This window comes from Terriglobus sp. YAF25 (assembly GCF_052113305.1).
Classification (GTDB): domain Bacteria; phylum Acidobacteriota; class Terriglobia; order Terriglobales; family Acidobacteriaceae; genus Terriglobus.
On sequence record NZ_JBFRCY010000732.1, the window covers coordinates 1 to 2,259 of the forward strand.

Annotated in this window: 3 protein-coding genes; all 3 read right to left on the minus strand. The window is 55.2% G+C overall.

The window, feature by feature from the left end; all coding sequences use genetic code 11:
• Window positions 1-482 (minus strand): NAD-dependent epimerase/dehydratase family protein (locus AB4043_RS23010; RefSeq protein ID WP_442308208.1); only part of this gene is annotated, 482 nt, incomplete at its 3' end.
• Window positions 479-1,591, minus strand: coding sequence for a non-hydrolyzing UDP-N-acetylglucosamine 2-epimerase (gene wecB, locus AB4043_RS23015; RefSeq protein ID WP_442299062.1), 1,113 nt, complete (start codon window positions 1,589-1,591; stop codon window positions 479-481). The genes AB4043_RS23010 and wecB, both read right to left, overlap by 4 nt.
• A partial coding sequence (locus AB4043_RS23020; RefSeq protein ID WP_442308209.1) for a DapH/DapD/GlmU-related protein occupies window positions 1,588-2,259 on the minus strand: 672 nt, incomplete at its 5' end. The genes AB4043_RS23020 and wecB, both read right to left, overlap by 4 nt.

The window sequence follows — 2,259 nt, forward strand, 5'->3', positions numbered from 1 at the left end:
AGCACGAGGTGTTCATCGAACATCTTCGAAGCCGCATACGCCCACCTCGCCACCGTAGCGGGACCGAGAACGGAGTCCGCATCCTCGGAGAAAGGCACCGTGGGATTTTTGCCATATACGTCCGAGGTCGATGTGATCACAAAGCGAGCATTGTTCTCGACGGCGATCTGCAACGCATTGTGCGTCCCGTGGAAGTTCACCATCAGCGTCTTCTTCGGATTTTCGTAGCGCGGGATCTTATATGCCGCCAGATGAAGAACAATATCGACCTTCCCCGCTGCCTGCCGCAAGGCGTCGTAATCGCATACAYCCGCGGAGTGAAATTCAAACCCAGGACATTGCTTCGCTGACTCAAGGTTTGCTGAGTTCCCGTGCGACATATCGTCGACAGCTACGACGTCGTAACCTTTTGCAAGCATCAGATCGGTTACATGCGATCCCAGGAAGCCGGCAGCCCCAGTAATAAGTACACGTTTTGTCATGCAGCCCTCACCATTTCCATAATTCGACCAATACTACGTTCTCCTGCATGGCCTTCACCGAACTCGACCAGATCCCTGGGCTCCTGAATGCTGTTGCGTCCGAAGCGTGCCAGACGGCGAGCTCCATCCAGGATCTTTCCCGTCTCGTTGCCGACCAATATGTTCCATCCCCCGTGCAGCGTCTCGATCCACTCGGTTTCTTCCCGGAGCGTGAGGCACGGTACCCCCATGAAGTAGGCCTCTTTCTGCAGGCCGCCGGAATCGGTCATGATGAACCTGGCATTTCGCTGTAGAGCCAGCATGTCCAGGTATCCGACCGGCTCGATAACATGCACATGATCCACAAGAAACAGATCAGAGTTGCTCGTTCCAAGCAGGCGCTTCCGCAGCCGCGGATGCATCGGGAAAATGATGGGGACATCCATCTTCTTTAAAGCCTCAAGAATGCCGTTGAGCCGTTCGGGCTCATCGGTCGCTTCGGCTCGATGAATGGTAACGAGAGCATATTCCTGGGTTCCTAAGTGGAGCTCGCGCTGTATGGCAGACTGTCCATCCCTGCCGAAGAGGCTGACAGCATCAAGCATTACGTCTCCCACGAATACTGCTCGCTCACCGAGCCCCTCCAGCTCCAACTGCTTTACTGCATTGGGCGTCGGGCATAGCAGGAGGTCCGAGATATGGTCCGCAACGATTCGGTTTAGTTCTTCCTGCATCATCCGATTGAAGCTGCGCAGCCCAGCCTCAAGATGAATCACGGGAACGTGAAGCTTCGCTGCCGCCAGCACAGATGCAAGGGTCGAATTTGTATCGCCATACGCGATCACGGCGTCCGGCATCCACTCCAATAATTCAGCCTCAACTCCGGCAAGCATAAGCGCAGTCTGAATTCCGGGTGTCCCCATCCTGACCGTCTCCAGCAATCTCGGCTTCGGTAGCCCGAGTTCCTGAAAAAATACCGATGACATCATCGGGTCGCTGTGCTGTCCTGTATGCAGCAGCCTGTGTTCTATTGCACCCTGGTGTTCGCGGTTATACTCTTCGATCGCTTTTACAAGGACTGCCATCTTCACGAATTGCGGCCGCGTTCCACCGATGGAAAGTATCTTCACGGAGTTTCTCCCGGCTTGGTCTCGCTTTCGTACGGCAACAATTGGTCAATATCGACCGGGCGGACAACTCTTGCCGGAGCCCCCATAACAACCATGCGCGCCGGAACATCGCGCGTTACCACGGATCCCGCTGCAACCAGAGCATCTTCTCCGATCAACACTCCAGGCAGAATCGTAGCGTTCGCGGCAACGCGGGAGCCTTTCTGCATGGTTACTCCGCCGAAGTGTTCGAACCTCTCCTGCGTGCGTCCGACAAAATTGTCATTGGTAAAGGTCACCTCGGGAGCGACAAAGCACTGGTCTCCAATTGCGGATTTCGCAGTGATATAGGCCCCGGTTTCGATCTTGCAGCATCGCCCTACCCTGACCTGGTTTTCAATGGCGACACCCCTGCCAATGATGCTGAGCTCGCCGATAGCCGTGTCTTCACGCACGCTGGCAAAGTCAGCGATCAGAACTCCATCTTCGACAATTGCCCCTGAATAGATCACAGCGTTGCTGCCAACCAGGCAGCCGTTGCCTAGAAAAGCCGGCCCCAGCTCCTTGGTTCCGGTCATAGCGCTGGCTTTTGATTTCAAAGGCTTCTTGCCAATGATGGCCCCGTCGTCGATCCGGACGTCCTTACCAATGGTGGCGTGATCATGAAGTACTACATGATTCCCGATTAC